Annotated in this window: 24 protein-coding genes and 1 tRNA gene; 15 read left to right on the forward strand and 10 right to left on the reverse strand. The window is 45.6% G+C overall.

Features of this window, described 5'->3' with window-relative positions:
- Nucleotides 1-83: 83 nt before the first annotated feature.
- Nucleotides 84-260, reverse strand: coding sequence for an exodeoxyribonuclease VII large subunit (locus QUA20_RS00005; RefSeq protein WP_333184112.1), 177 nt, complete (start codon nucleotides 258-260; stop codon nucleotides 84-86).
- On the opposite strand from QUA20_RS00005, the gene QUA20_RS00010 reads away from it, so the two are divergent.
- A complete protein-coding gene (locus QUA20_RS00010) occupies nucleotides 190-360 on the forward strand; it encodes a hypothetical protein (RefSeq protein ID WP_333184694.1) in 171 nt (56 codons plus the stop codon). The two genes, QUA20_RS00005 and QUA20_RS00010, sit on opposite strands and share 71 nt — an antisense overlap.
- Before the next feature lie 387 nt (nucleotides 361-747).
- Here the strand turns inward: QUA20_RS00010 and QUA20_RS00015 are convergent, their stop codons facing one another.
- The 3 genes from QUA20_RS00015 to QUA20_RS00025 all read right to left on the reverse strand — a co-directional run bounded on the left by QUA20_RS00015 (nucleotide 748) and on the right by QUA20_RS00025 (nucleotide 2,755).
- On the reverse strand, nucleotides 748-1,464 hold the full coding sequence (locus QUA20_RS00015; protein WP_172186979.1) for a GUN4 domain-containing protein: 717 nt from the start codon (nucleotides 1,462-1,464) through the stop codon (nucleotides 748-750).
- Nucleotides 1,465-1,696: 232 nt separating this feature from the next.
- Nucleotides 1,697-2,269, reverse strand: a complete 573-nt coding sequence (locus tag QUA20_RS00020; protein ID WP_333184117.1) for a hypothetical protein — start codon at nucleotides 2,267-2,269, stop codon at nucleotides 1,697-1,699.
- Between the two features lie 276 nt (nucleotides 2,270-2,545).
- Nucleotides 2,546-2,755, reverse strand: a complete 210-nt coding sequence (locus tag QUA20_RS00025) for a hypothetical protein (protein ID WP_333184120.1) — start codon at nucleotides 2,753-2,755, stop codon at nucleotides 2,546-2,548.
- 967 nt (nucleotides 2,756-3,722) lie between these two features.
- On the opposite strand from QUA20_RS00025, the gene QUA20_RS00030 reads away from it, so the two are divergent.
- The 11 genes from QUA20_RS00030 (at nucleotide 3,723) to QUA20_RS00080 (ending at nucleotide 14,355) form a co-directional block, all read left to right on the forward strand.
- On the forward strand, nucleotides 3,723-6,362 hold the full coding sequence (locus tag QUA20_RS00030) for an AAA-like domain-containing protein (RefSeq protein ID WP_333184123.1): 2,640 nt from the start codon (nucleotides 3,723-3,725) through the stop codon (nucleotides 6,360-6,362).
- Nucleotides 6,363-6,429: 67 nt separating this feature from the next.
- On the forward strand, nucleotides 6,430-6,684 hold the full coding sequence (locus QUA20_RS00035; RefSeq protein ID WP_333184126.1) for a type II toxin-antitoxin system RelN family antitoxin: 255 nt from the start codon (nucleotides 6,430-6,432) through the stop codon (nucleotides 6,682-6,684).
- Nucleotides 6,674-7,039, forward strand: a complete 366-nt coding sequence (locus QUA20_RS00040) for a type II toxin-antitoxin system RelE/ParE family toxin (protein ID WP_333184128.1) — start codon at nucleotides 6,674-6,676, stop codon at nucleotides 7,037-7,039. The genes QUA20_RS00035 and QUA20_RS00040 overlap by 11 nt, the downstream gene beginning before the upstream one ends.
- 18 nt (nucleotides 7,040-7,057) lie before the next feature.
- Nucleotides 7,058-7,681, forward strand: coding sequence for a Holliday junction branch migration protein RuvA (gene ruvA, locus QUA20_RS00045; protein ID WP_333184131.1), 624 nt, complete (start codon nucleotides 7,058-7,060; stop codon nucleotides 7,679-7,681).
- Nucleotides 7,682-7,828: 147 nt separating this feature from the next.
- Complete coding sequence (rpsO, locus tag QUA20_RS00050; RefSeq protein ID WP_172186986.1) at nucleotides 7,829-8,098, forward strand: 30S ribosomal protein S15; 270 nt, start codon at nucleotides 7,829-7,831, stop codon at nucleotides 8,096-8,098.
- Between the two features lie 95 nt (nucleotides 8,099-8,193).
- Nucleotides 8,194-8,667 carry a PAM68 family protein gene (locus QUA20_RS00055; RefSeq protein ID WP_333184135.1) on the forward strand — a complete coding sequence of 158 codons (474 nt, stop codon included), beginning with the start codon at nucleotides 8,194-8,196 and terminating at the stop codon, nucleotides 8,665-8,667.
- 192 nt (nucleotides 8,668-8,859) lie between these two features.
- Entirely contained in the window at nucleotides 8,860-9,921 is a 1,062-nt protein-coding gene (gene aroF / locus QUA20_RS00060; protein ID WP_172186988.1) for a 3-deoxy-7-phosphoheptulonate synthase, read from the forward strand.
- A gap of 180 nt (nucleotides 9,922-10,101) precedes the next feature.
- The gene (locus QUA20_RS00065; protein WP_333184137.1) at nucleotides 10,102-10,662 is read left to right on the forward strand and encodes a Uma2 family endonuclease; all 561 of its coding nucleotides are present in this window, start codon (nucleotides 10,102-10,104) and stop codon (nucleotides 10,660-10,662) included.
- Between the two features lie 866 nt (nucleotides 10,663-11,528).
- On the forward strand, nucleotides 11,529-12,965 hold the full coding sequence (locus tag QUA20_RS00070) for an ATP-binding protein (RefSeq protein WP_333184140.1): 1,437 nt from the start codon (nucleotides 11,529-11,531) through the stop codon (nucleotides 12,963-12,965).
- Nucleotides 12,966-12,985: 20 nt separating this feature from the next.
- Nucleotides 12,986-13,435 carry a hypothetical protein gene (locus tag QUA20_RS00075; protein WP_333184143.1) on the forward strand — a complete coding sequence of 150 codons (450 nt, stop codon included), beginning with the start codon at nucleotides 12,986-12,988 and terminating at the stop codon, nucleotides 13,433-13,435.
- Nucleotides 13,390-14,355, forward strand: coding sequence for a tetratricopeptide repeat protein (locus QUA20_RS00080; protein ID WP_333184146.1), 966 nt, complete (start codon nucleotides 13,390-13,392; stop codon nucleotides 14,353-14,355). The genes QUA20_RS00075 and QUA20_RS00080 overlap by 46 nt, the downstream gene beginning before the upstream one ends.
- A gap of 55 nt (nucleotides 14,356-14,410) precedes the next feature.
- Here the strand turns inward: QUA20_RS00080 and QUA20_RS00085 are convergent, their stop codons facing one another.
- The 6 genes from QUA20_RS00085 to QUA20_RS00110 form a co-directional block, all read right to left on the reverse strand.
- Nucleotides 14,411-14,611, reverse strand: a complete 201-nt coding sequence (locus QUA20_RS00085; protein ID WP_333184147.1) for a DUF2281 domain-containing protein — start codon at nucleotides 14,609-14,611, stop codon at nucleotides 14,411-14,413.
- 50 nt (nucleotides 14,612-14,661) lie between these two features.
- Nucleotides 14,662-14,868, reverse strand: coding sequence for a DUF433 domain-containing protein (locus QUA20_RS00090; protein WP_333184149.1), 207 nt, complete (start codon nucleotides 14,866-14,868; stop codon nucleotides 14,662-14,664).
- Between the two features lie 70 nt (nucleotides 14,869-14,938).
- A complete protein-coding gene (locus QUA20_RS00095; RefSeq protein WP_333184151.1) occupies nucleotides 14,939-15,658 on the reverse strand; it encodes a DUF2786 domain-containing protein in 720 nt (239 codons plus the stop codon).
- Between the two features lie 185 nt (nucleotides 15,659-15,843).
- Nucleotides 15,844-17,058, reverse strand: a complete 1,215-nt coding sequence (locus QUA20_RS00100; RefSeq protein ID WP_333184153.1) for a DUF790 family protein — start codon at nucleotides 17,056-17,058, stop codon at nucleotides 15,844-15,846.
- Between the two features lie 15 nt (nucleotides 17,059-17,073).
- Nucleotides 17,074-17,535 carry a DUF3598 family protein gene (locus QUA20_RS00105; protein WP_333184155.1) on the reverse strand — a complete coding sequence of 154 codons (462 nt, stop codon included), beginning with the start codon at nucleotides 17,533-17,535 and terminating at the stop codon, nucleotides 17,074-17,076.
- 241 nt (nucleotides 17,536-17,776) lie between these two features.
- A complete protein-coding gene (locus tag QUA20_RS00110; protein WP_333184157.1) occupies nucleotides 17,777-19,315 on the reverse strand; it encodes a DEAD/DEAH box helicase family protein in 1,539 nt (512 codons plus the stop codon).
- A 698-nt stretch (nucleotides 19,316-20,013) separates the two neighbouring features.
- Between QUA20_RS00110 and ald the strand changes: the two genes are divergently transcribed.
- From ald to QUA20_RS00125, 3 genes are all read left to right on the forward strand, one after another.
- The gene (gene ald / locus QUA20_RS00115) at nucleotides 20,014-21,102 is read left to right on the forward strand and encodes an alanine dehydrogenase (protein WP_333184159.1); all 1,089 of its coding nucleotides are present in this window, start codon (nucleotides 20,014-20,016) and stop codon (nucleotides 21,100-21,102) included.
- 263 nt (nucleotides 21,103-21,365) lie between these two features.
- Nucleotides 21,366-21,447 (forward strand) — tRNA-Leu (locus tag QUA20_RS00120).
- Between the two features lie 73 nt (nucleotides 21,448-21,520).
- On the forward strand, nucleotides 21,521-22,297 hold the full coding sequence (locus QUA20_RS00125) for an RNA methyltransferase (protein WP_333184160.1): 777 nt from the start codon (nucleotides 21,521-21,523) through the stop codon (nucleotides 22,295-22,297).
- Nucleotides 22,298-22,346: the final 49 nt, after the last annotated feature.

Raw genomic sequence — 22,346 nt, forward strand, 5'->3', positions numbered from 1 at the left:
TCGTCAACAAAGCTTATATTATCAAGGGACTTGCGAGTTCATTCATCTTTCTAAATGCTGTTTTCTTACTTTTTCAGCAAGCCCTAAATATCTGCTAAAATTGGTACAGATTGAACTGCCGCCGCAGTCGGAGTGCGGGCTCGTTTATCTGCTACTATATCGGCGAGAGATTCGTCTCTTTCGTACCCGATGCCTGTAATAATTGGAATCGCACAATTCGCGATCGCCCTGACAACTCTTTCATCATTAAAACAAGCCAAATCTTCCGCAGAACCGCCGCCCCGCCTTCAAACGATCGCATCGGCCCTACCGTCCAATTCTACCCGGGCGATCGCGCGGGCGATCGTTATGTGTCAATAAAAGTCGCTACAAGCTGAAAAAAAACAGTAAAAATTAGGTCATAAAATTGGGTAGTTCTTATTAGACAAACCGTTGAAATCTTTATTTAAGCGTTGGTTGCTGCCAGAGAGTCCCCTCCGGAAACGTCCGCCAGCAAGCAAGCGGGGGAAGGGATTTGAACGATGGAAGAAGTCTATTATAGAAAATTTCCCAACTTTCCTAAAGCCCGCTCCTATGCCCTCTCTTCCTCTATGGAACAGGAGTCCGGCCTGTAAATTCCTGCACAACAAACAGTGGAACAGGGGGGACGTGTGTGAATCCCTGTGGTTCAATCCAACACTGCCTCACCAACAAATGTGCGGCCCAACATCCCGCCCGCCCCACATTCTCCAAAAGGCGCCAAACCATTCACTTCACCCAAGCCGGATGAGCCATCAAAGCCGAAAACGGCTGCACTCCTCGCAACTGATTCGACAGCGGCAAATGACCCCTAGGCGCGCTCAAATCCCAAATAAATTCTTGCGGATACCGCGTCCAATTATTTCCCTTCTTCCAGCCAATTAGCGGCCACAACTTATCCCAATTCTTGCCCGAACTCAGCCAAATTTCCCGCTGCACTGAAAAGCCAAATTTGCCTTCGGAATGAACTTTCCACAGCGTATTAATTGTTTGCAAATCCGCCACGGGCAAACTCTCAACTTGCGTAAAATACAGCCACTTTCTCTGCAAAGCTGTATCACCAGCCAATTCACAAAGCTTGTCTAAAGTTAAGCGATCGGCTTCTTGAAATTCCTGTAACGCCAATAATTGTTGCAGCGGAGTGTAATCAATGTTAGAGTCCGATCGCAGCGGCACGAGCCCAGTCGGAAAATTCGCTTGCAAAAACTCCGCCGCTCTCGGAGAATTAGCACTGTAAAGAATTTGGTAAGCCTTACCCATGACCGCAGTCGGTGCCTCTGACTTGCGCTCTAATAAAAATTCCATCAATACATCCCAACCGGAATCTGCTATTTGTTGTTGCAGCAGTTGCAGTTGAGCTTTTTCCGAACCCGACCTCAACTGAGAGCGGAGTTCGGCTGTATCGGCTGCCGAGTCTAGAGGAGAAGTTGAAATCGAGTCAGTCATGAGAAACTATCAGCTATCAGCTATCAGCTATCAGCTATTAGCTGAAGCCCTGGTTTTCCCCCATTGTACAATGGTACTGACTCCGATTCACTTCTCTATACTCGGATGCCTGCGCGCAATGCCGGCTAGTTAAGCCGATCGCCCGCACACTCTTGGCCAATGGCAGCAATAGCAAATAAGTCTACCATCTAAAATTTACGATCGATGCCATGTCAAAGAGTTTGTCTTGAAGCTAGTCGTCCACGATCGAAACCCATGCAGAGAACGAAGGCGGAAAAAAGTTTATGTCATATTCCGAGTCTTCCCACTCTTTGACCCAAAGCGGCACGGCGCCGGGGCGAGGAGTTGGAGCAAACGTGCGTTCTTTGACTTCGATCGAGTGAAATAGCTGTTTTAAAGTATCTCCCCGATCCAAAGCTTCGCTGAGGATGTCGTCCAAGTCAGGATCGACCCGTTTGACCCGGTTCTTGTCGTCCTCAAGCCACAGAAGTTTCAAAGACTTCAGATCCCTCGGACTGAGGATGCTCTTGTAGTAAACCCGCTTGAGGGTCGCTACGGGCTCCAACGAGCGTTCGATCCGGCGGATTTGCTGAACTCGCAGGTAGTGCCATTCCGCTAAACGCTTGCTTTCCGAAGGCGGGAGGGTTCCCTTCCCGGCTGCGTGTTTGTAGTCGTATTTAATCAAACTGCAAGCCATATTGGCTAGCAGGTGAATCAACTGTTTTTCTTTGGGTGTCGCCTGACGCCGTTCCTGGGTTCTTGTCAATACGCGCTGTCTGCGGGTAGTTTCGAGAGTATTTTCCATTGGGTTTTTACGAGATGAAATACGATTTTGCCAGATCCGAATCCCGAACATCAGAAGGTAAGGAAGTTTATAGGCGGGGAAACTGCACCGACAGACTTGCCTTACCTGTTTATTTTCCCATCCACGGTTCTCAGAAACTGACCCCCACCCCCGGGATTAGGTAGACTGATTATTGGGATCGAGTTTTAACCGCCTCGATCCGAGGCGGTTGCGACAACAAACGCCACCACAACCACAACCACAACCGCACAACAGCGAACCACACTATAGCGCCAATTATTTCCTGTTTTTACCCGTTTTTACCTCTTCTTGCTCCCCATCCTCATTCGTTCCAGTGTAGTTAAAGTCGGGACGACTCTCCCAAGCCGTCAAACTGCTGGTTGATGAAGGTTGTGGGGCGATCGCAGAAGCGCTGGCGCTGCCTGCCTCGAAAAAGCCGAAGCCAGCCGAGGCAATTACCCCTAATACTAAGATGCTGTTTTTCATGTTCGATGACCCTGATTTTCGTAGATTGACACTTTTTGGCTAACCCGATCTGTCAGAAATGGGTTGATGCAATAACCCACTTGTCTTCTGATAAATCTGCCTGCCATAATCAATTCAGACAGGCACACCCGCTTGCGATCGGAAACGCCGGAAGTGACGTGTTACTAACGTCCACGATCATCTACCAACCCGAATCTTTTGGGTAGTGGAGCGAAAGCCATCAGGGCGCCGATCCATCAGGGAGTTATGCCATCAGGGTGCTAATCCATCGGGTAGTTAAGCCATCAGGGCGCATCTTCTACAATTAGCCACAGACTTAACTTTTATAGTTGAGCGAGTGGTTTGCCGGGCTCTGACAACGCCTTTAAGAATTAAACTTTTTGTGGATTCATCCTGAAAAGTTTGTTCTTAGGAATCCCCGAACGCGAAAGCCCGGGGAAAGTCAGCAGCATGGAATTCCATGCAATCTAAGTCAACTAAAAAAAACGCAGATTAACGATATCTCCCACTCAAGCAGTCCTCAGCAAAACGCTGGGGTTTTTTATTGGCAGCCTTGCTCAGCGTTTGCCTCCGGCATCCGGCAGGCGGATCTGAAGGCAGAAGGTTGACGGCGCTGCGGTTATGAGTTTCCCTGGCAACATCATACCACCGAGTGATTTTTAAAGTATTATTGTAAAAAAATGTGAAAAAAAGGGCATTTTAGCGTTTTCAATCCGATCGGGTGAAAATTCATCAATTATGTGAACGAGCGTAAAGAATCAATTGCCGGGGTACAATTAGGCCGATCGTAGGATTTGCGGCGAACGCTTGCAAAGATACGGTAAAGATTGACAAGGAGAAAGCTGAGCTAGTAGATAATAGAGAAAGAGGAACAAAAATTTTAAACAATATTAAGCTGGCAATAATTGGAATTTTGTAACCTTTCGATCGCACAGCATAGGGGCGTAGTATCTTGATGAATTCCCAGATGACAGCAGAAGTCCACTCCACCTACCAATATCAAGTCGGAGGATATTTGCCTGCCGGTGCGCCCACCTATGTCAGGCGATCGGCCGACAGCGAACTCTACGAAGGGCTCAAAGCCGGAGACTTCTGCTACGTGTTGAGTTCGCCACAAATGGGCAAGTCCAGCCTGCTAGTGCAAACGGCCAAAATGTTGCAAGCAGAAGGTACAGCTTTTGCCGCCGTCAACTTGAGAAGCATCAGCAGCCCAAATATCTCCCCCCAAAAGTGGTATGCCGCAATCATGTACCGCATGGCAAGCAGTTTGCACCTCACAAACAGGTTTGATGCCATCAAGTGGTGGAACGATCGCGAACTGCTATCGCCGGTGCAGCGATTGGAGATATTTATCGAAAAAGTTTTGCTCAAGTCACTTCAGCAAAATCTGGTAATTTTCATAGATGACATTGACAGCATCAGCAGCCTAAATTTCAGTACCAGCGATTTTTTTGCTTTGATCCGGGCTTGTTACTCCAAGCGGGCAGAGCAACCGGAATACGATCGCCTGACTTTTGCTGTTATGGGAGTAGTAGCCCCCTCAGCATTGATCCGAGATCCAAGCTGCAACCCTTTTAATATTGGACGGCAGATTCATTTAAGTCGATTCCAACTGCACGAAAGTTTGCCGCTAGCAAAAGGATTGGCTCTCAAAGCTTTTCGCCCCCAAAAAGTGCTCCAAGAAATATTAGCTTGGACGGGCGGGCAACCGTTTCTAACTCAAAAAGTTTGCCAGTTGGTACTTGAATACGGGCCTTTTATTGGCAGAAATTCAGAAGCTCATCAGGTTGAAAAACTGGTCAAACACAGAATTATTAAAAATTGGGAAGAAGAAGACGAACCCCAACATTTGACACCCATTCGCGATCGCATTTTCCACAGCCACTGCGACCTCACACGGCTGTTAACGCTGTACCAGCAAATTTTGCAACCGCCCCAGCCAACAAAACCGGGGGAATCGCAGGGAGTCGCAGCAGATTACTCTCCCGAAAAAATCGAATTGCAACTGTCAGGACTGGTTGTTAAATCTCACGGTAAATTAATAGTTGCCAACCTAATTTATCAGTCAGTTTTTAATCGGTTCTGGGTAGAAAAAGAGCTGGGAAAATTGGCTCCGTACCGCTCCGCGCTAGCAGCATGGCTGGCTTCTGACCGCGAAGATGAATCGCTGTTATTGACAGGGGAAAGTTTGCAGTCAGCTTTGGATTGGGCTGCGAACAAACAATTAAGCCAAGAACACTATTGGTTCTTGAATCCCGATCGAACTTTTGAAGAAAAACCGACAGTCGTTGTCGCACAAGTTGCAGACAGCAGCGCAGACACCGATGCAGGCAGCAGCATCCTCACCCCGCCCTCAGAGAGTGTTCCAACTGGCAGCAACGAACAGAGATTGTACGATCACATCGTCTCCTGCGTGGAAACAGAATCCCCCGCACAGGTGATCGAACGGTTCAGAAAGCTATTTATCGACGGCATGGGCTATCCCGATCGAGAGATTGAAGCAACTTTGTACAGTATAGTCTCCGTCAAGCGAGCAAATTACGACTTTAAATATATCCTCCACCGCTGCTGCTACATCCCGATTAACCGCTGGCAATTGCATTCCCAAAACCACTTGGCTATCGCAAAGTTAGTAGCTTTATTTAAGCAGACTTCTCCCAGATTCGGGATGGAATTTTACATAGTCAAGCGCTTGCAAGAACAAATAGCTTTCTTTACTCAAAGTGAAGAATTCCAGACCATAGAGCGCTTAGTAAAAGCCTTAGATAGAGAGGCGGAACAGCAGAAACAAGATACAGATTCTCCTTTGGGCGAATTGATCTGTCGGTATCCTTATTTGTACGGCCATTCTCTACTGAGCAAGGACAGCATTGAGGAAGACCAACAAACTATCAAAAAACTGGCATTTCAAAGACAGCGACAATTTGAAATACATTTGTCTCAATATTTAAATTATTTGGTTGAGCCGAGAAATACAGAAATAGGCATTGTGCAGCGGGCAGCTAATCCCACACTTTTGAACGATGCAGAACTGCACTTAGCGGTCAGGGAATTTGCGGGAAAAGTAGTAGCAGGCGATCGCAGCTACAAAGAAGCGGCTCAATTTTTCCTGAGAGATTCCAGAAAAACTCCATCTTACGGTTCATTTAAAGTGGATTTATATGAATATTTAATATCGTCGGTCGAACCAGAATACGGCGGGCGTCAATTTAATGACCGTTTGTACAAGCAAATCAAAAATACATTGCGAGAAAATGACTCGGTGAAATTCAATAATATATTGTTAGTTCGGACTTGCCACCAGTTGTTCAACTTCTTAGTAGTGGAAAATTCCCAACATCCCAGCCACTACGTTTTTTACGACTTGGTGTACAACCTCGGCGCCAGCAGGACTATGGGTTTAATGTTCAAACTCGTTCTACTTTCGGGCAAAGTTAAACCAGAGTTGGAAAAGCGATTTTCTATTTTGTTTAATCACTATGAAGGTAAAGCTTCTAATGAAATTATGTGGTTTGTCAAATCGTTGGAAAATTTCAATGTGGCTTTGGTTGTGAATTTTGGCAAGACGGATTTGTCTTTGGTTAAACATCATCTTATTTTGAACTAAAAAATAACAAAATCGCTCGGACAGGGTTATATAATAGTATTAATTTAAAAAAGTCCAGGAGAAACAAATGAAAGCCTTTGAAGTCACAGGAACGATCGACGAAAAAGGTCAATTAATTCTCGATCGACCTTTAGCACTAGACACTCCGGGCCCCGTGCGAATTATCGTCCTTCTTCCCGAACCTACAGATGAAGCTGAAGACGACCCCGACGATACTCCAGTTGAAGAAGTAAAAGCTAGTCTCAAAAGAGCGTTGCAGGAAGCTAAAACCCGACAGCGAATACCTCTTTCTCAAATGTGGGAGGGCATCGATGTCGAATGAATCCGATCATCTAGTTCAAATCGATTTAACGCCTGAGTATAAGCGAAATTTGCGTGAATTATCCAAAAAGTATCGACAAATCCGGCTAGATACTCAGCCCGTAATTGAACAAATACAGGCTGGCAATTTTATTGGCGATCGCATTCCCGGAATGGGCGAAGATTATATCATCTTAAAAGTCCGGGTGAAAAACAGCAACATCCAAAAAGGAAAAAGTGCAGGATATCGCATGATTTACCAAGTCGAATCGCCGTCGATCGTACTTTTGTTAACCATTTACTCAAAATCCGATCGAACAGATATTAGCCTCAACGAAATCTGCAGCATCATCGCCGAGTTTGATGAAAACGAATAGCGGTGTATTATAAACTCTATGATTAGCTATCTCAAAGGCACAGTCGCCGATATCGCCAAAGGCAGCAACCGCGTCATATTGACTCTCGAAGTCAATCAAATTGGCTATGAAATCCAAATTTTGCCCCGCGTGACCGGTCAATTGCCAGCCTCCGGCGAAGTCGCCCAAATTTTCACCCACCAGCAAGTTAAGGAAGACCAAATCGTATTGTACGGTTTTGGCAGCGCGGCAGAACGCGATTTGTTTCGGCAGTTGACGAGTGTCAGCGGTGTCGGTGCTCAACTGGCGATCGCACTTCTCGATACTTTAGGATTGCAAGATTTAGTCCAGGCGATCGTCGGCGGTAACACCCGGATCCTCGCCAAAACTCCGGGCGTCGGTACAAAAACCGCTGAACGTCTTGCCCTCGAACTCAAAAGCAAACTCTCGGAATGGCGACAGCAAGCAGGTTTGACAACTTCAGTCGCCGCCGGAGTCCCCCCAGCTATTCAAGAAGAAGTCGAGATGATCCTGCTGGCGATGGGATACACTGCGGCTGAAGTCTTGCAAGCGCTGCAAACCCTCAGTCAAGACAGCACTTTGGCCGCCAAAGGTAGTGCCGATGATTGGATACGGGAGGCGATCGCCTATTTGAGCCGATAATCTGCCAGCCAATCAAGCAAACGGGAATCAAAACCAAAATTCTGCCGGGCCAACAAACCAATCCCTGGCACAAATTTTATGCTTAACGCTTTCCCTGTGATATCATTGGAGATTGTGACATCGTACAAAAAAACATAAAATCAATTCATGCCACTTACACAACAGCGCAAACTAGAAATCATGGGCGATTACCAAACCCATGAAACCGATACCGGCTCAGCAGATGTCCAAGTCGCCATGCTGACCGATCGCATCACCAAACTCAGCGCCCACCTGAAAATCAACCAAAAAGACTTCGCCTCCAGGCGCGGTTTGATGATGATGATCAGCCGCCGCAAGCGCCTGCTGGCCTACATCCAAAAGCAAAATGCCGATCGCTACAAAGCATTGATTGCCCGTCTAGGCATTCGCGGCTAAACACCAAAGCCAAAATTTGCGACAATATTCTTTAATCTTGGACAAACACCAAGACTTATTGAAAAATGTTCGAGATTTCAGGTTAGAGATAAAATATGTCCTCCGAACCACCCCGCCAGCGCTTGCCCTTTGAACCGGCAACAAATCGTAAAAAAACGCCTAAAAAGCCCCCAGAACCACAAGCAAACGCAGCCTTAGAGTCTGATTCTGCCGAGAAGCAGCCCAAAGCTAACAAAACCGGAAAACAGGCGCAATCCATCCCAGAAGCAGTTAGTAAACGCATGATATCCCGCATAGCGGTATTCTGCGGCATACCGACCCTCCTGGGAATTTCCACATTTTTTGTAAGCTATTTGGTAGTCAGCAACGGCTTGTTTGACCTGCCCAATACAGCAGTATTGCTGGTAAGCATGGGCTGTTTTGGTCTAGGGGTTCTGGGATTGAGTTACGGAGTCCTCTCGGCTTCCTGGGATGAAGAAGTTTCAGGAAGCACTCTGGGGTGGGAAGAATTTAATACCAATTTTGGCAGGATGCGAGAAGCGTGGCGCGCCGCCAAGCCAAAAAGTTAGTCATTAGTCATTAGCTAAAAACTAAGCTGTTAACCATCTAGAGTTTGTCCTTGGGGAGGGAAGAAGAACCCGCCCCACAAAATTGCTAATCATACTGATATAAATAGATTCTCGATCGCCCATTGCATCTATTTTTCTCAGTGCATCCGTGTCATAATCCGTGTCTAGCCCAACAGAAAAGGCAAAAAAAATATGATTATTGTAATGAAAGCCGGCACTCCAGAAGCCGAGATCGATCGACTAGACGAAGACCTCCGCACTACCTGGGGTTTGATCCCAGAAAAAATAGTCGGCCGTTACAAAACCGTCATGGGTTTGGTAGGCGATACCGTCGATCTCGAACCTCTGCAACTGCGCGAAATGAGCACCTGGATTGAAGAAGTGCTGCGCGTGGAAAAACCCTACAAGCGCGCTTCTCTGGAGTACCGCCAAGGAGAACCCAGCGCAGTAAAAGTTTCTACTCCTTTAGGAACTGTGACGATCGGCCTAAATCATCCGATCGCGATCGTAGCAGGCCCTTGCTCGGTCGAAAACGAAGAAATGATTGTCGAAACGGCAATGCGCGTCAAAGCTGCTGGAGCTCATTTTCTGCGCGGTGGCGCGTACAAACCGAGAACTTCCCCCTACGCTTTCCAAGGTCACGGCGAGAGTGCTTTGGGATTGCTGGCGGCGGCCCGGGAAGCTAGCGGCTTGGGAATTATCACCGAAGTTATGGATGCGGCCGACTTAAGTGCGATCGTAGAAGTAGCCGACGTAATCCAAGTCGGGGCGAGAAATATGCAGAATTTCTCACTGTTGAAGAAAGTCGGAGCTCAAGACAAACCCGTTTTGCTGAAGCGCGGCATTTCGGCAACTATTGAAGAATGGTTGATGGCTGCTGAGTATATCATGGCTTCTGGCAATCCGAACGTGATTTTGTGCGAGCGCGGAATTCGCGGGTATGACAGGCAATATACACGCAATACCCTAGATTTGTCAGCAGTACCAGTATTGCGAACCCTGACTCACTTACCGGTGATGGTTGACCCCAGTCACGGCACCGGTTGGGCGCAGTTTGTACCGTCAATGGCGTTTGCTTCGATCGCCTCCGGTACTGATTCGCTGATGATTGAAGTGCACCCGAATCCGAAAAAAGCTTTGTCTGACGGGCCGCAATCTTTAACACCGGATCAGTTCGACAAGTTGATGGAAGAATTGGCGGTGATTGGTAAAGTCATGGGTCGTTGGCCGCAGCCCGTGCCAGTTTTGGCATAAAAACAGGCGAAACGCCTAACCTAAAATGCGATCGCGGTTAAATCCCCGACTTCTTTAAGAAGTCGGGGATTTTGTTATTCGGTTTTTGGAATAGAGGCCCAGGGGCGATCGTACTTCTAGGAAAGTTGGGAAATTTTGTATAATTGATATTTGAATTAATTAGCGAGAGGGCTGGGATTCATGGTAGGCATCGGAACCAAACTCACTTTAGCAGAATTTCTAGCTTTGCCCGACGGAGATATATATTGTGAGTTTGTAGATGGTGAAGCAGTTCCTAAAGTGTCTCCAAAATTTTTTCATTCCAGTTTACAGGGAGCTTTGTGTCGCCTGATTCGTGTATGGTGTAAAGGACGCGGGCGAGTGCTTCCAGAATGGGCAATTTTGTTGAAACGTCAGGATAAAGATTGGGCACCTGTTCCCGATTTAACGTACATTTCTTATGAACGTCTGCCGAAAAGTTGGCGCCGAAATGAAGCTTGTCCCGCAATTCCTGAACTGGTGATTGAGATTATATCGCCGGATCAAAGTATGAAGGAATTTGAAGAGAAGGCGAAAGATTATTTGGCGGCGGGCGTTCCGCGAGTTTGGGTGATAGATCCAGAGGCTATTTTAATAATAAGTTTTTTGACCGATGGTTTGAGTCAAGTTTATACGGATAATACACTAATTTTGGATGAGTTGCTGCCTGGTTTGGAGTTGACGACTAGACAGATTTTTGAAGAAGCGGAATTGATTGATTGAGGGCGATGTTTTGGGGAAGGTGGGGCGTGGATGCTCGCCCCATCATTGAATTGGCTTATTTACCAGATTTGCGTACTATTGGGGCTAGAACTTGAATCAGAAGTGCGATCGATCGAACTAGGACAGCCACTGCGAGAATCGTTTCAGTTGCTCCACCCAAAGAGTGGGGTGCCATAAGGGAACAAAAGGCACACTCCCAAAAGTATGAGACAGGAGATACGGCTAACTTTATTTTATATAGCTGTGACCAAAACGTATTCCTCTGCTTTGGCAGGATATTTACATAAATTTACATATAAAGTCAACATAAATTTATTGACACCTAATCAGCGCTGACTATAATTGGAGTCATAGCAAAATGCAGCGCTTTGAGCTGGTACCTCTAGGCGCTGTCCTTGAGCTATATTGATGTTTACTCCCTAACTATATGTGTCAACCACCTTTGCTGGACCCACAGCAGCACTTATTGCAAGCGCTGCTTATGTTCATTTATCTGGTAGAGCGTACCTTTCGGTACTGGAACAAGAACCCAAAGAGCCGAAGGATAGCTGATACAGCAGCCTGTTCCTTTAGCGGGTTGTACTGCATGGCTTGTATGGCTCAACTTGTCCTAATCACCTTTCGGTAATTACCTCTTTGTCTGAGGTTTTTGACTCTACCCAGAGCTGAGCTAGGTCTGCTTGGCTCTTTCTTGGTGACATCTACAATTAGTCAGGTAAGGAAATAAAGACAGAAGTCTAAGTTTCCACTTTTTTATGATGACTGAGGTAAACAGATTGAAAATCACCACTTTTGGCTCATGTTTGAGACTGAACCTAAAAGTGAGCCGAAAATGAACCAAAAATATTTGTAATTTAGTATATAATGTGGCAATTTCTCTCAGAGCTTCTAAACAAGGGCTGGAAATCGTCGATGCAAAAAGAAAAAAGAAAGGCTGGGAAGCAACAGCAGTTGCTTGGTGTAGTGCGGCTAATACTTCCGTAGCAACTTTAAAGCGGTTTAGGCGGGGGATACCAATTGACCGAGATTTATTTATTGCTATTTGTAAAGCGGTTGGCATAGAGAACTGGGAAGAAATTATTGACAAAACCTCAACCCAGCAACCTTCAGCATATATTGACAAAACCTCAACCCAGCAACCTTCAGCATATATGGAGTTTAGCGTCTATGACGATGCGTGGGTTGGGCGAGAAAGTCTGATTCAACAGTTGAGCGATCGCGTAAATTCTTCCAGTCGTGTCTTGCTATTGGTTGGCATTACAGGTATCGGTAAAACTGCTTTGGCTGAAAGGCTAGTACAGGAATTGCGAGGAGATTGGAGGGAACACAGGGATAATTTTGAAGATGAGAATAAAACTTCAGACTTTGCCAGTGTGGCGCTGCAATGGCTGGAGAAGTGGGGAGAAATTGTCCCAAAGGACGATCGCAAACCAGAGCAACTGTTACGGCGGTTAGTCAAACGCTTGCGTGAAAATCGCTATTTAATCCTCATAGATTCTCTTGAGTACCTACTAACAGGCAATGAAGAGGATGGCTGGGGTGATTTTGCTGATGAGTGGTGGGGTAAATTTTTTGTAAGTTTCTTGGCAGAACCATCCTGTGAAAGTCGATTTATTCTTACTTCTCAGGATTTGCCAACTAAGTTTGAGACAGCAGAATGCGATCGCTACAAAAATCTCTGGTATTGCCAACTTTTGAAAGGCTTAGAAATGCCTGAGCAGGTGGCGTTATTTCAAAAAGCTCAACTAGATGGCGACTTGGAACTAGCACAGAGTCCCCTGCGAGTAATTGGTGCAGTTTATGACGGGCATCCTTTAGCTTTGCGGACAATCGCGGGAGAAATCAAGCAGTCTTATGGTGGGAAAGTCAGGGCTTACTGGAAAGAGAATAGTCGTTACATTGAAGAGGTAAAAGAAGCTATTGACGACGCTCGTAACCAAGGAATAGTGCAAGGAGATGAGGATAGGTGGGAGTTAGCATCATATACGAAAGTTTTACGAAGGAAAGTTAAAGAAAGGATTGAAAAGACATTTGAACATTTAAAAAATGATGTTTATGATGCCTATGTGTTACTTTGTACTGCCTCAATCTATCGCTGTGAAGTCAAAGAAAAGTGGTGGCTGATTAATTTAGAAGATGAGGGTTACAGTGAGGATCAGCAAAAGGCTGCAATCCAAACTCTGCGGGAAAGATATTTAGTTGAAGATGGAGGAATTGACGATGAAGATAATCGGCTTGTAGGACAACATAATTTGATTCGCAGTGTGGCGATCGATCATCGATTAAGGCTACCAGTAAACTGAATAAATTGGAGAAAATTACTATGGAAAATAATCTGACACCATCTGGTGATTTGGTTTTGGAACAGTTAGGTATCAATCCTCATAATCTCCGTGCCGATTTTCCAACTCGTGAGCAACGGCTTCAGTACAGAGCAGTTGTACAGTGGCTCACGGATTATAAACCCAAGTCAGATTCTACTAATTTGAAGAAGGTGCGTAACTATTTGGAAGCGTTTCACCACCTTTGTGCAGTCGAAGACTGGGAAAGAGCTAGCAAAATACTTTTTATCCGGCTCAATACTCCGACCAATGAAGAATTACACGCTCAACTAGATACTTGGGGATACTATAGCGAACAGATTGACTTATATAGCAGAATAGTAGGTAAACTCAGTCCCAGTTTAGACACAATTTTTTTTATGGTCTGGGCAAGGCTTACCATATTTTGGGAGACTATGCCAAGACGATTGAGTATTCTCAGCAGAGTTTGACAAATGCGCGGGAAATCAAAAACCGTAGAAATGAGAGTTTAGCGTTGAATAATCTAGGCATTACTTACTATTGTCTGGGAGATTATGCAAAAGCGATTGCTTACCATGAGCAGAGTTTGACAATTACGCGCGAAATAGGCGATCGCATTGAAGAAGGGAGATCACTGGGGAATATTGGTAATGTCTATTATTCTTTAGGAGATTATCAGAAAGCGATTGCTTGCCATCAGCAATGTTTAGCTATTGCACAGGAAATAGGCGATTGGATTGAAGAAGGGAGATCACTGGGAAATATTGGTAATGTCTACTATTCTTTAGGATATTATCAGAAAGCGATTGCTTGCCATCAGCAATGTTTAGCTATTGCACAGGAAATAGGCCATCGTTATGGTGTTGGTCATGCGCTAAACAATTTGGGCAATTCCTACTATTCTTTTCAAGAATATGACAGATCCCTTGATTTATATCAACAGAGTTTGTGCATTGCACGGGAAATAGGCTATCTCTCTGGGGAAGGAGAAGCGCTGGGGAATATTGGTAATGTCTACTACTCTTTAGAAGATTATCAGCAAGCGATTAATTACCACCAGCAATGTTTAGCTATTGCACAGCAAATAGGCAATCGCTTGGGAGAAGCAAAAGCACTGGCTAATTTAGGACGAACTTTCATCAAAATTTACCATTATTCAAAATCTTTAGAAACCTTGCAGGTTTCATTACAGATTTATAGAACTATTGGCTCTCGTTTTGGTGAGGCTGTAACTCTGAAATACTTGGCAGAACTTTATCTTCAGATAGGCGATCGCACTTTAGCTCTTGAATCTTGCGATCGCGCTTTATCCATCGCTAAAGAATTAGACATCCCGCTAGCAAAAGAGTGTCAGGAGTTGAAGGAACAATTACTGAGCGAAAAAACATAAACTGTGACGTACACAACATCTCCTCTTGTATATGTTGGATTTACTGATGAAGCTGCTACCATTGAATCTCTCCACGGGCTAACTTTTCTTCGTAGGCTTCTAAATTCTTTAAATAGTCAGAAGAGTCTGATTCCGTAAGCTGTGGCAATTCACTGTTGTATTTGAGGAGCAAAAAGTCTATAAAATCATTCACCTCTTGAACAAGTGACTCTGGCAGTTGGCTAATTTTAGCAATAGTTAGATCGTAAACTGTCATGTTTTTACCCTATTTATCTTATTCACTTAACTATAACGCTCTCGATCCAATTACCGTTTAGCTGCGAAACTCAAGCAAGCCAAAACATCCTGTTGGGTGAGATACGGAAAATCATCTAGAATTTCTTGATAAGTCATCCCAGAAGCGAGATATTCCAGCACGTCATAGACTGTAATTCTCATGCCTCGAATACAAGGTTTACCACCTCGTTTACCAGGTTCTATCGTAATTATATTAGCGATATCTTGGTCTGACATGGCTCTCTTCTGTTAGTTTCTGTTTTTAATTCTAACCTAGGAAGCTGATTTTCACGATCGCACACCCTACTCAAAGACATTCATTAAGTTGTTTCATATCCCCTTGCTGCTGCACTTGCTTGTGCAAACTAATTTTGTCGCCCACTTCATACCCCGAATTAAAACCCGCCTCGCTGCTGACTTGAGAATCTGTTCTCGTTCTAATTTTAACCCCTCGGCCCTCTAGATAATCCGCGATCGCCCGTTGATTTTTCTCAAACATCGATCGCACTACAATGCCTGGAGTCGCCGCCGCATCCCCCGAACCCGGAATCCCCGACTCTTCCATCTCCTGTTTTTGTTCCAACAATCTTTGTCTCAACCTTGTCGCGCATCCAACCCGAAAAGCATTCAGATACGCCAATCCCCTCCCATTTCCTTTGCGGTACTTCGCTCTTTTTTCAATCGCAGAACTCAAATACTCGTAAAGATGTTTGCAAACAATCAGGTTGGTAGAAGTTCCCACCAAAAACATACTGCCATTATAAGTGTTTCGCATGGCATTGCAACCGTTAGCATCGGCAATTCCCGACAGCAGCATCATTTTCCAAGTAACAAATTTCGATGTTGTTTCAACAGAGTTTTCGTCAATCTCTTCTTGGTGATTTGGCCCTAAATCCGCGAGGCTGAGATTGTACTGTGCAAGTAACAGGGAAGCTTTTTCTGCCGCAGCAGTCGATTCGTTTTCATTGGATGAGGTGGCGAGGGCTAAAAGCTTTTTGATTCTTTCAACAATACTTGTGTCTGGCATTTTTCAATCGATTTTAGGATGAGAGTACGCGGTGGCAAAGATTTGGGTAAATTCCCATTTTAGTATAGCGTGCAATGTGCGATGTTTTTTGAGGATAATTTAATTCATATAATAGGCTTTTTTTAAACCGCAGAGGGCGCAGAGAGAGAAAGAAATAAGTTGGCAACTCATGCGCGGATTGGTTACTATTCGAGGACTTCCAGGACTGATTTGGGCAACAATTTATCTTTAAACCAGACTACTTTTGCTGGCACGTCATTTACATTCACCCCGGCTTTTTCTAAATTCAGCCGTTCGGAAATAGCTAAAATCAAGTGATCGCATTCAGACTTCTGTACTTGTGCAAATTTCTTTTGCAAATACTCCGGCCGCCAATAGCCCACTATTTCTAATAAAAACACTCGCCCGTCGGGATGCACTAACCGAAAGTCGGGAATCATCACACTACCTGGAATTGGAATTAAATCAACTTCTCGCTCTAGTTGCCACTCGGTTTTTGTGGAATTCCATCGCTCAGCAAATGCTGCTTCTAACATACTATCATAAGGCTTGCCAGGGGGATAGTGGCTGACTAAACCGCAGTCGGAATTGAGGGTGAATTTACCTGTTTTCAAAACGCCGCTAAAAGGATCTTTTGTGTGCAGTGTCGAGTGCATACTCCATTTGGTGACGTGCAGCAGTGCGGGCAGCATTTTCGCGAGGGCTAAACCGTAGCGGGTGCTGGGTTTGAACAAGCTTGTAGGGCCGTCTATTGTCAGTGTAAAACCGTGGTCTGCATCGCCTTCGATGTAAGTCATTAATTGAAATAGTTTCAGATAGCGAAATAAGAGTTTGTATTCTCCTGGATCGTTGCGGTGGGCGGTTAATTGGACTTGACTTGCTCGGTAAAATATGCCTTGAACTTGAGAAAGATTGTATTTGTGAAGCAAGTTTTCGGGAGTTGGTGCATTAAACTCAGTGAGGATTTTATTTTCGTTTAAATCGGCGTATAAACCTGTAGTGATTTCGTGAGGCAAAACTTCTCTGTTTAAGTCTTGGCTGAGTTCAGTTGCTACTTTTTCCAGGGTTAATTGGGTGGATTGAGGGCTGGGAGTCGATCGCGCAGACAATGCAAAAACCCGCTGTCTCAACTCTGAGGGTTCTAGGGGACTGATGACTTCCAAGGTGCAGAAACCGCCTTTAAGGAGGTGCGCTAATCCCCGTTTCAGCCGATAATCCGGGCTGTCGCCTTCTAATTCTAGCAAGCGTCCGTCGAGCTCGCCTTGGGTTTTGCCGATCGACTCTTGGAAGCAGTTTATCGTTTCGATAGCTGCTTCTAAGTTTTTAGCATCTATCTTGAGGCGTAGCGGGACGATTGATTCTCCGTTTTGGCGGTGACTTAATAAATCAGTTGGTAGCATAAGCAGTGAAAAGTTTTACTCAATTTTTTGTTCGACAATCACCATAACTCCCCTGAGTTTTCCTTCTTCTGTCAAGCTTTGGGTAGTCCGAATTCGCCGATCGCAACTGACAAGATTTATGGTTTCTACAGCCCTGAGAATGCCAGTTGCTTTGTCCCATACTTGAAAAACGATTAAATTATCTCCAACTTCTGTGGCTAGTGTCTTGTAGTTAGAAAAGATAGAGTCATTACTTTCAATTTCTACTTGCCCTTCACCGACAACATGACCCACAAAGTTTTGTGTTTCACTCTTGCCATTGGCATAAGTTTGAACGTTAGTTTGCCTCCACTGGTTATCAACAATTTTCTGGGTTAACACTGCTGTAAAACGCTGGGTGTCTTGGAAATCAGCATTGAGGATTGTCCAAGTTCCCTCCCAAACTCCTGTATGTTTGGGGAAGACTTTAAAGTTACTTATTTGTGTGATATCGATCATTTTCCGGTACTATGAATTAGTCACTATTCAGATTGTACACTAATTGGGCAACCTTTAAAATTTCTTGAAATCATCATTTTTTACCCACTTTGCTGTGATTCTGCTGCTTTTTAGTCGCCTCTCGGTTGACTCCGTAAATCGATTGTAGATGGTAGTTTTTAAATAGACCTAGGAGTGATTTAATTATATAGCCATCTTTTCACTAAGACTACCCATCCCACAACTAACTTATTTAGGCTTGCTACCAGGGAATTTCATCATTGTCTTCTCCCCATTTGGCGGGTGATTCTGCTGCTTTTTTGGTTGTCTCTCGGTTGACTCCGTAAATGGGTGTCGGTTTGACAGTTTCTAATTTCTGATATTCTGGCTTTGGCGGTTCTATTTGTGTTTGTGGTTGGGGTTGGTGAGGCTGCATTCCTCCTCGGCGGCGTTGAGAAGTTCTTTCTTCGCTGGTGTCTTCGGTGACGACTTCGTAGAGAATTGCTAACTTATTTACATCGCTGCTTTTGCGGAGAACTCGACCCAATCGCTGGATGTATTCGCGTTCGCTGCCGGTTCCTGACAATATGATAGCAATTCTGGCGTCGGGAACGTCCACTCCTTCGTTGAGGACGTGGGAGGCGACGAGGGTTTTGTATTCGCCGCTGCGAAAGCGATCGAGGATTTCGTGGCGTTCTTTGACTGGGGTTTGGTGGGTAATTGTGGGGATGAGAAATTCTTGGGAAATTCGGTAAACTGTGGCGTTGTCTCCGGTGAAAATTAGGGTGCGCTGGGGAGAGTGTTCTGCTAGTATTGTGGCTAAAATTCGCAGTTTTCCTTCGGTACAAAGGGCGATTTCTTTGGCTTGGCGGTGGGCTAGCATGGCGCGCCGTCCCAGGGGCGATCGCGCGCTTGCCATGATAAACTGTTTCCAACCTTCGAGGCTGGATATTCTGATGTTAGACTGTTTTAAGAAGTCGTTGCGAATGTTGATTAATTCCGCGTAGCGATCGCCCTCTTCTTTTGACAGTTTTACCATGATTTGAACTATTTTATGGTCGGCTAAAGCATCGCCTGCCAAATCTTCGGGTCTTTTGCTAAATACTGTCGGGCCGATCAGGAAATGCAAATCGCTGTGGCGGCCGTCGGTGCGATCGGGTGTGGCTGTCAGCCCGAGTCGAAAAGGCGCGATCGCATATTCGGAAATTACTCGATAAAAGTCTGTTGGCAAATGGTGGCATTCGTCAAAAACCAGCAAGCCGTATTTATTGCCCAAGGTTTCTGCATGAATACTTGCACTGTCGTAGGTTGCCACTAAAATTGGCGTTTTGTCCCGCGAACCTCCGCCCAACAATCCGATTTCGATGTCGGGAAAAGCTGCTTTTAAATTAGCGTACCACTGGTGCATTAAATCGAGAGTTGGTACTACAATTAATGTACTGCGACCAGTGACTTGCATGGCTAATTGTGCCAGATAAGTTTTGCCGGAAGCGGTGGGGAGGACGACTACTCCTTGGCTTCCTGCTTCCTGCCAAGCTGCCAGGGCCTGTTCTTGATGTGGGTAAGGCTGCATTTCCACGCTGGGTACGAGTCCTAGTAGTTCGTATCCCCTAGCTTCGTCGGTGAAGTGAATGCACTCGGCTTGGAGGCATTCTACCAGCGGGCGGTAGTGAATGGCTCGAATGCGGTATTTTTCCACGCGATCGTCCCATGTCGCAAAGTCCACCCAGTCTCTGCCTTTGGGCGGCGGGTGCAGCAGGAGAGTTCCGCGATCGAATGTTAAGGTAGGTGTGCGTGGCATTTGTTTAGATAGGGGGGCGAGTTATGCCTGTTAAATTATAAGTGACCGATCAAATATATTGACACCAAACTCTCTAGAAGTTAGTTCTTTTTTAAGCAAATCTCTAGAACCACCATCTACTTTATACCGTTTCGGGTTGTTTGTTGAGATTTTTACCATTTTTTTTAGCAGATAAGTTTCCCCCAATGTCAAAAGTTCATTTGCACCTACCTAGTTAGTTGAAAGTCTGGCGAAGATGTTGGAATATCTAAAGATAGTATGGTTGCTGAGGTGGGTACTCAATACGGGCGCTTTGCCTAAAAAATAATTTTTCTTACCAGCCCAAAAAACTGCCCCTCATTGATTATAATTTGGAGTCATTTAAAGAAAAAGTAAGTCACACACAAAAAAAAAAAAAAGGGGTAGAAAAGGTAAATGTAGAGTAACCATTTTAACTGGCTTTACTTACGACTATTTTGACCTAGGGTATATCAATGCTGACTACGCATATCAAATAAAGTAGGAACAAGCTAAAAAGACGATCGACTTTATGGAAAACGATCAATTTGGGAACTTGCGATCGCACTGGCTGAAAATCCCACAAAAATTCTCCTAGCCCAGCCGGATTGCCAAATCTAAAATCTACAATGGTATTGTCCCGCTGGGGATGGTTTTTAGGTTAGATTCGATCTATGTATGCCTGAGATTAGAGGTTATAGATGGAAATAGGCGTCCCCAAGGAAATCAAGGATTTAGAGTTTCGAGTCGGGCTAAGTCCCACAAGTGTTCGGGCTTGTTCGGACAAAGGCCACGTAGTTTTCGTGGAAACGAATGCTGGTGCTGGGGCCGGTTTTGCGGACGAGGACTACGTTGAAGCAGGGGCTAAGATTGTTTTAAAGGCTTCAGATGTCTGGAATCGCGAACTAATTGTTAAAGTTAAAGAACCGCTGCCTGCTGAGTATCCGCTGATTCAAAAAGAGCAGTTGCTGTTTACATATTTGCACTTGGCGGCCGATCGCACATTAACCGAACATTTAATCAGCAGCGGAGTCCAGGCTATCGCCTACGAAACCGTCGAACTCCCCGACAGAAAGTTGCCGCTGCTGACGCCGATGAGCGTTATTGCAGGGCGTTTGTCCGTGCAGTTCGGAGCTCGGTTTCTGGAACGACAGCAAGGTGGCAGAGGAGTGCTTTTGGGTGGTGTACCGGGGGTAAGACCGGGTAAAGTTGTGATTTTGGGCGGCGGAATCGTCGGCACAGAAGCAGCGCGAATTGCTGTAGGAATGGGCGCGAGAGTGCAGATTTTGGATGTAAATGTCGATCGCCTAGCCTATTTAGAAACTCTGTTCGGTTCCAGAGTAGAATACCTCTATAGCAGTCCTTTGCAAATTGAAGCAGTTGTTCCCGATGCTGATTTGTTAATCGGTGCGGTTTTGGTCTTAGGTAAAAGAGCTCCGGTGCTGGTTTCTCGCGAATTTGTTGCGAAAATGCACCCCGGTTCTGTGATTGTTGACGTAGCCGTTGACCAAGGTGGCTGCGTGGAAACTTTGCGGGTAACTTCACACACAAATCCTACTTATGTTGAGGAAGGAGTCGTGCATTACGGCGTGCCGAATATGCCCGGTGCTGTGCCTTGGACTGCAACTCAAGCTTTGAATAACAGCACTTTGCCTTATGTTTTGCAGTTGGCAAATAACGGGATTAAAGCTTTGGAAATGAATCCGAGTTTGGCGAAGGGATTGAACGTGCAGAATCACCGATTGGTGCATCCGGCCGTGCGCGAGGTTTTCCCCGATTTGGCCGATTAGATTCCCATTTTTCAGCAAATCCCCTAGGGTGCGTCAGATCAAAGCTTGTGGATTATTAATAACCGGACGCGATCTGACACACCCTACTCAACTACACAGCGTTTGGCGATGTTTGGCTAACAGTAAATCCTCGAAACTAAAGCATTTCTCAACCCGAACAGTAATTTGTGCCAAATATTACTCACAGCCCAGAAAAAAAATAAATTCCTCAAAACACTTGACAAACTGGCGAACATATGGCAATGTAGTAATTCGTGACCGATGCGGAACTGGCGGAATTGGTAGACGCGCATGATTCAGGTTCATGTGGTGCAAGCCTTCCGGGTTCAAGTCCCGGGTTCCGCATTCCAAAGGCAGAAGGAAGTTTGGGGTTAACCCGATACAGGCAATAACCCCATTCGCTCTGCTGAATTAAACAATGCTGACAAGTATTCAAAACCCCCTAGTTAAAGAAATTCGCAAGCTGCACAGCTCGAAGGGACGCAGGGAACAACAATTATTTTTACTCGAAGGGACGCACTTGCTCGAAGAAGCTTGCGCTGCCAAATACCCGCTAGCAACGGTTTGCTGCACTCCCGAATGGCTGGAGCAGCACGGGAAACTTTGGCAGCAAGTTGGTAATTTAGCCGATCGCACAGAATTAGTAAGTGCAAAAGTGTTAGAGTCGATCGCCACTACAGTCCAACCCGACGGCATTGTCGCCACCGCACCCCGCCCCGCAACAGATCCCGCAAAATTGTCCACTTTAGGAATAGCCCTAGAAACAATCCAAGATCCCGGCAACTTGGGGGCGATCGTCCGCACGGCTGCGGCTGCTAATGCCGACGGTTTGCTGCTGAGCGCAGACAGCGCCGATTTAGACCATCCCAAAGTGCTGCGCGCCTCCGCAGGAGCTTGGTTTAAGCTGCCAATGGCAGTCAGTCCAGATTTAACCGCCGAAGTCTCCGCGTATAAAAATCGAGGAATGCAAATTTTAGCAACCGTCGCCGGGGCCAGTTTAAGTTATTGGGAAGTAGATTTGCGAGTGCCGACTCTGATAGTTTTGGGCAACGAAGGCTCTGGTTTGTCGGAAGAATTGAGGAGTTTGGCCGATCGACAAATCCAAATTCCCCTCAGTCGTGGCGTAGAATCTTTAAATGTGTCGATCGCCGGAGCCCTCATATTGTACGAAGCTCAACGGCAAAGAACTGATTAGACTTATTGCATAAATTTTTGATCTATAGGGAAACCGCAGATAAATTACG

The sequence above is a fragment of the Microcoleus sp. Pol7_A1 genome (assembly GCF_036701085.1).
Lineage (GTDB): Bacteria > Cyanobacteriota > Cyanobacteriia > Cyanobacteriales > Microcoleaceae > Microcoleus > Microcoleus asticus.

Bases quoted from the DNA above. Each gene is read 5' to 3' on its own strand.
- QUA20_RS00010 (WP_333184694.1), top strand. From the start codon at position 190: ATGCCTGTAATAATTGGAATCGCACAATTCGCGATCGCCCTGACAACT.
- QUA20_RS00015 (WP_172186979.1), bottom strand. From the start codon at position 1,464: ATGACTGACTCGATTTCAACTTCTCCTCTAGACTCGGCAGCCGATACA.
- QUA20_RS00020 (WP_333184117.1), bottom strand. From the start codon at position 2,269: ATGGAAAATACTCTCGAAACTACCCGCAGACAGCGCGTATTGACAAGA.
- QUA20_RS00025 (WP_333184120.1), bottom strand. From the start codon at position 2,755: ATGAAAAACAGCATCTTAGTATTAGGGGTAATTGCCTCGGCTGGCTTC.
- QUA20_RS00030 (WP_333184123.1), top strand. From the start codon at position 3,723: ATGACAGCAGAAGTCCACTCCACCTACCAATATCAAGTCGGAGGATAT.
- QUA20_RS00035 (WP_333184126.1), top strand. From the start codon at position 6,430: ATGAAAGCCTTTGAAGTCACAGGAACGATCGACGAAAAAGGTCAATTA.
- QUA20_RS00040 (WP_333184128.1), top strand. From the start codon at position 6,674: ATGTCGAATGAATCCGATCATCTAGTTCAAATCGATTTAACGCCTGAG.
- ruvA (WP_333184131.1), top strand. From the start codon at position 7,058: ATGATTAGCTATCTCAAAGGCACAGTCGCCGATATCGCCAAAGGCAGC.
- rpsO (WP_172186986.1), top strand. From the start codon at position 7,829: ATGCCACTTACACAACAGCGCAAACTAGAAATCATGGGCGATTACCAA.
- QUA20_RS00055 (WP_333184135.1), top strand. From the start codon at position 8,194: ATGTCCTCCGAACCACCCCGCCAGCGCTTGCCCTTTGAACCGGCAACA.
- aroF (WP_172186988.1), top strand. From the start codon at position 8,860: ATGATTATTGTAATGAAAGCCGGCACTCCAGAAGCCGAGATCGATCGA.
- QUA20_RS00065 (WP_333184137.1), top strand. From the start codon at position 10,102: ATGGTAGGCATCGGAACCAAACTCACTTTAGCAGAATTTCTAGCTTTG.
- QUA20_RS00075 (WP_333184143.1), top strand. From the start codon at position 12,986: ATGGAAAATAATCTGACACCATCTGGTGATTTGGTTTTGGAACAGTTA.
- QUA20_RS00085 (WP_333184147.1), bottom strand. From the start codon at position 14,611: ATGACAGTTTACGATCTAACTATTGCTAAAATTAGCCAACTGCCAGAG.
- QUA20_RS00090 (WP_333184149.1), bottom strand. From the start codon at position 14,868: ATGTCAGACCAAGATATCGCTAATATAATTACGATAGAACCTGGTAAA.
- QUA20_RS00095 (WP_333184151.1), bottom strand. From the start codon at position 15,658: ATGCCAGACACAAGTATTGTTGAAAGAATCAAAAAGCTTTTAGCCCTC.
- QUA20_RS00100 (WP_333184153.1), bottom strand. From the start codon at position 17,058: ATGCTACCAACTGATTTATTAAGTCACCGCCAAAACGGAGAATCAATC.
- QUA20_RS00105 (WP_333184155.1), bottom strand. From the start codon at position 17,535: ATGATCGATATCACACAAATAAGTAACTTTAAAGTCTTCCCCAAACAT.
- QUA20_RS00110 (WP_333184157.1), bottom strand. From the start codon at position 19,315: ATGCCACGCACACCTACCTTAACATTCGATCGCGGAACTCTCCTGCTG.
- ald (WP_333184159.1), top strand. From the start codon at position 20,014: ATGGAAATAGGCGTCCCCAAGGAAATCAAGGATTTAGAGTTTCGAGTC.
- QUA20_RS00125 (WP_333184160.1), top strand. From the start codon at position 21,521: ATGCTGACAAGTATTCAAAACCCCCTAGTTAAAGAAATTCGCAAGCTG.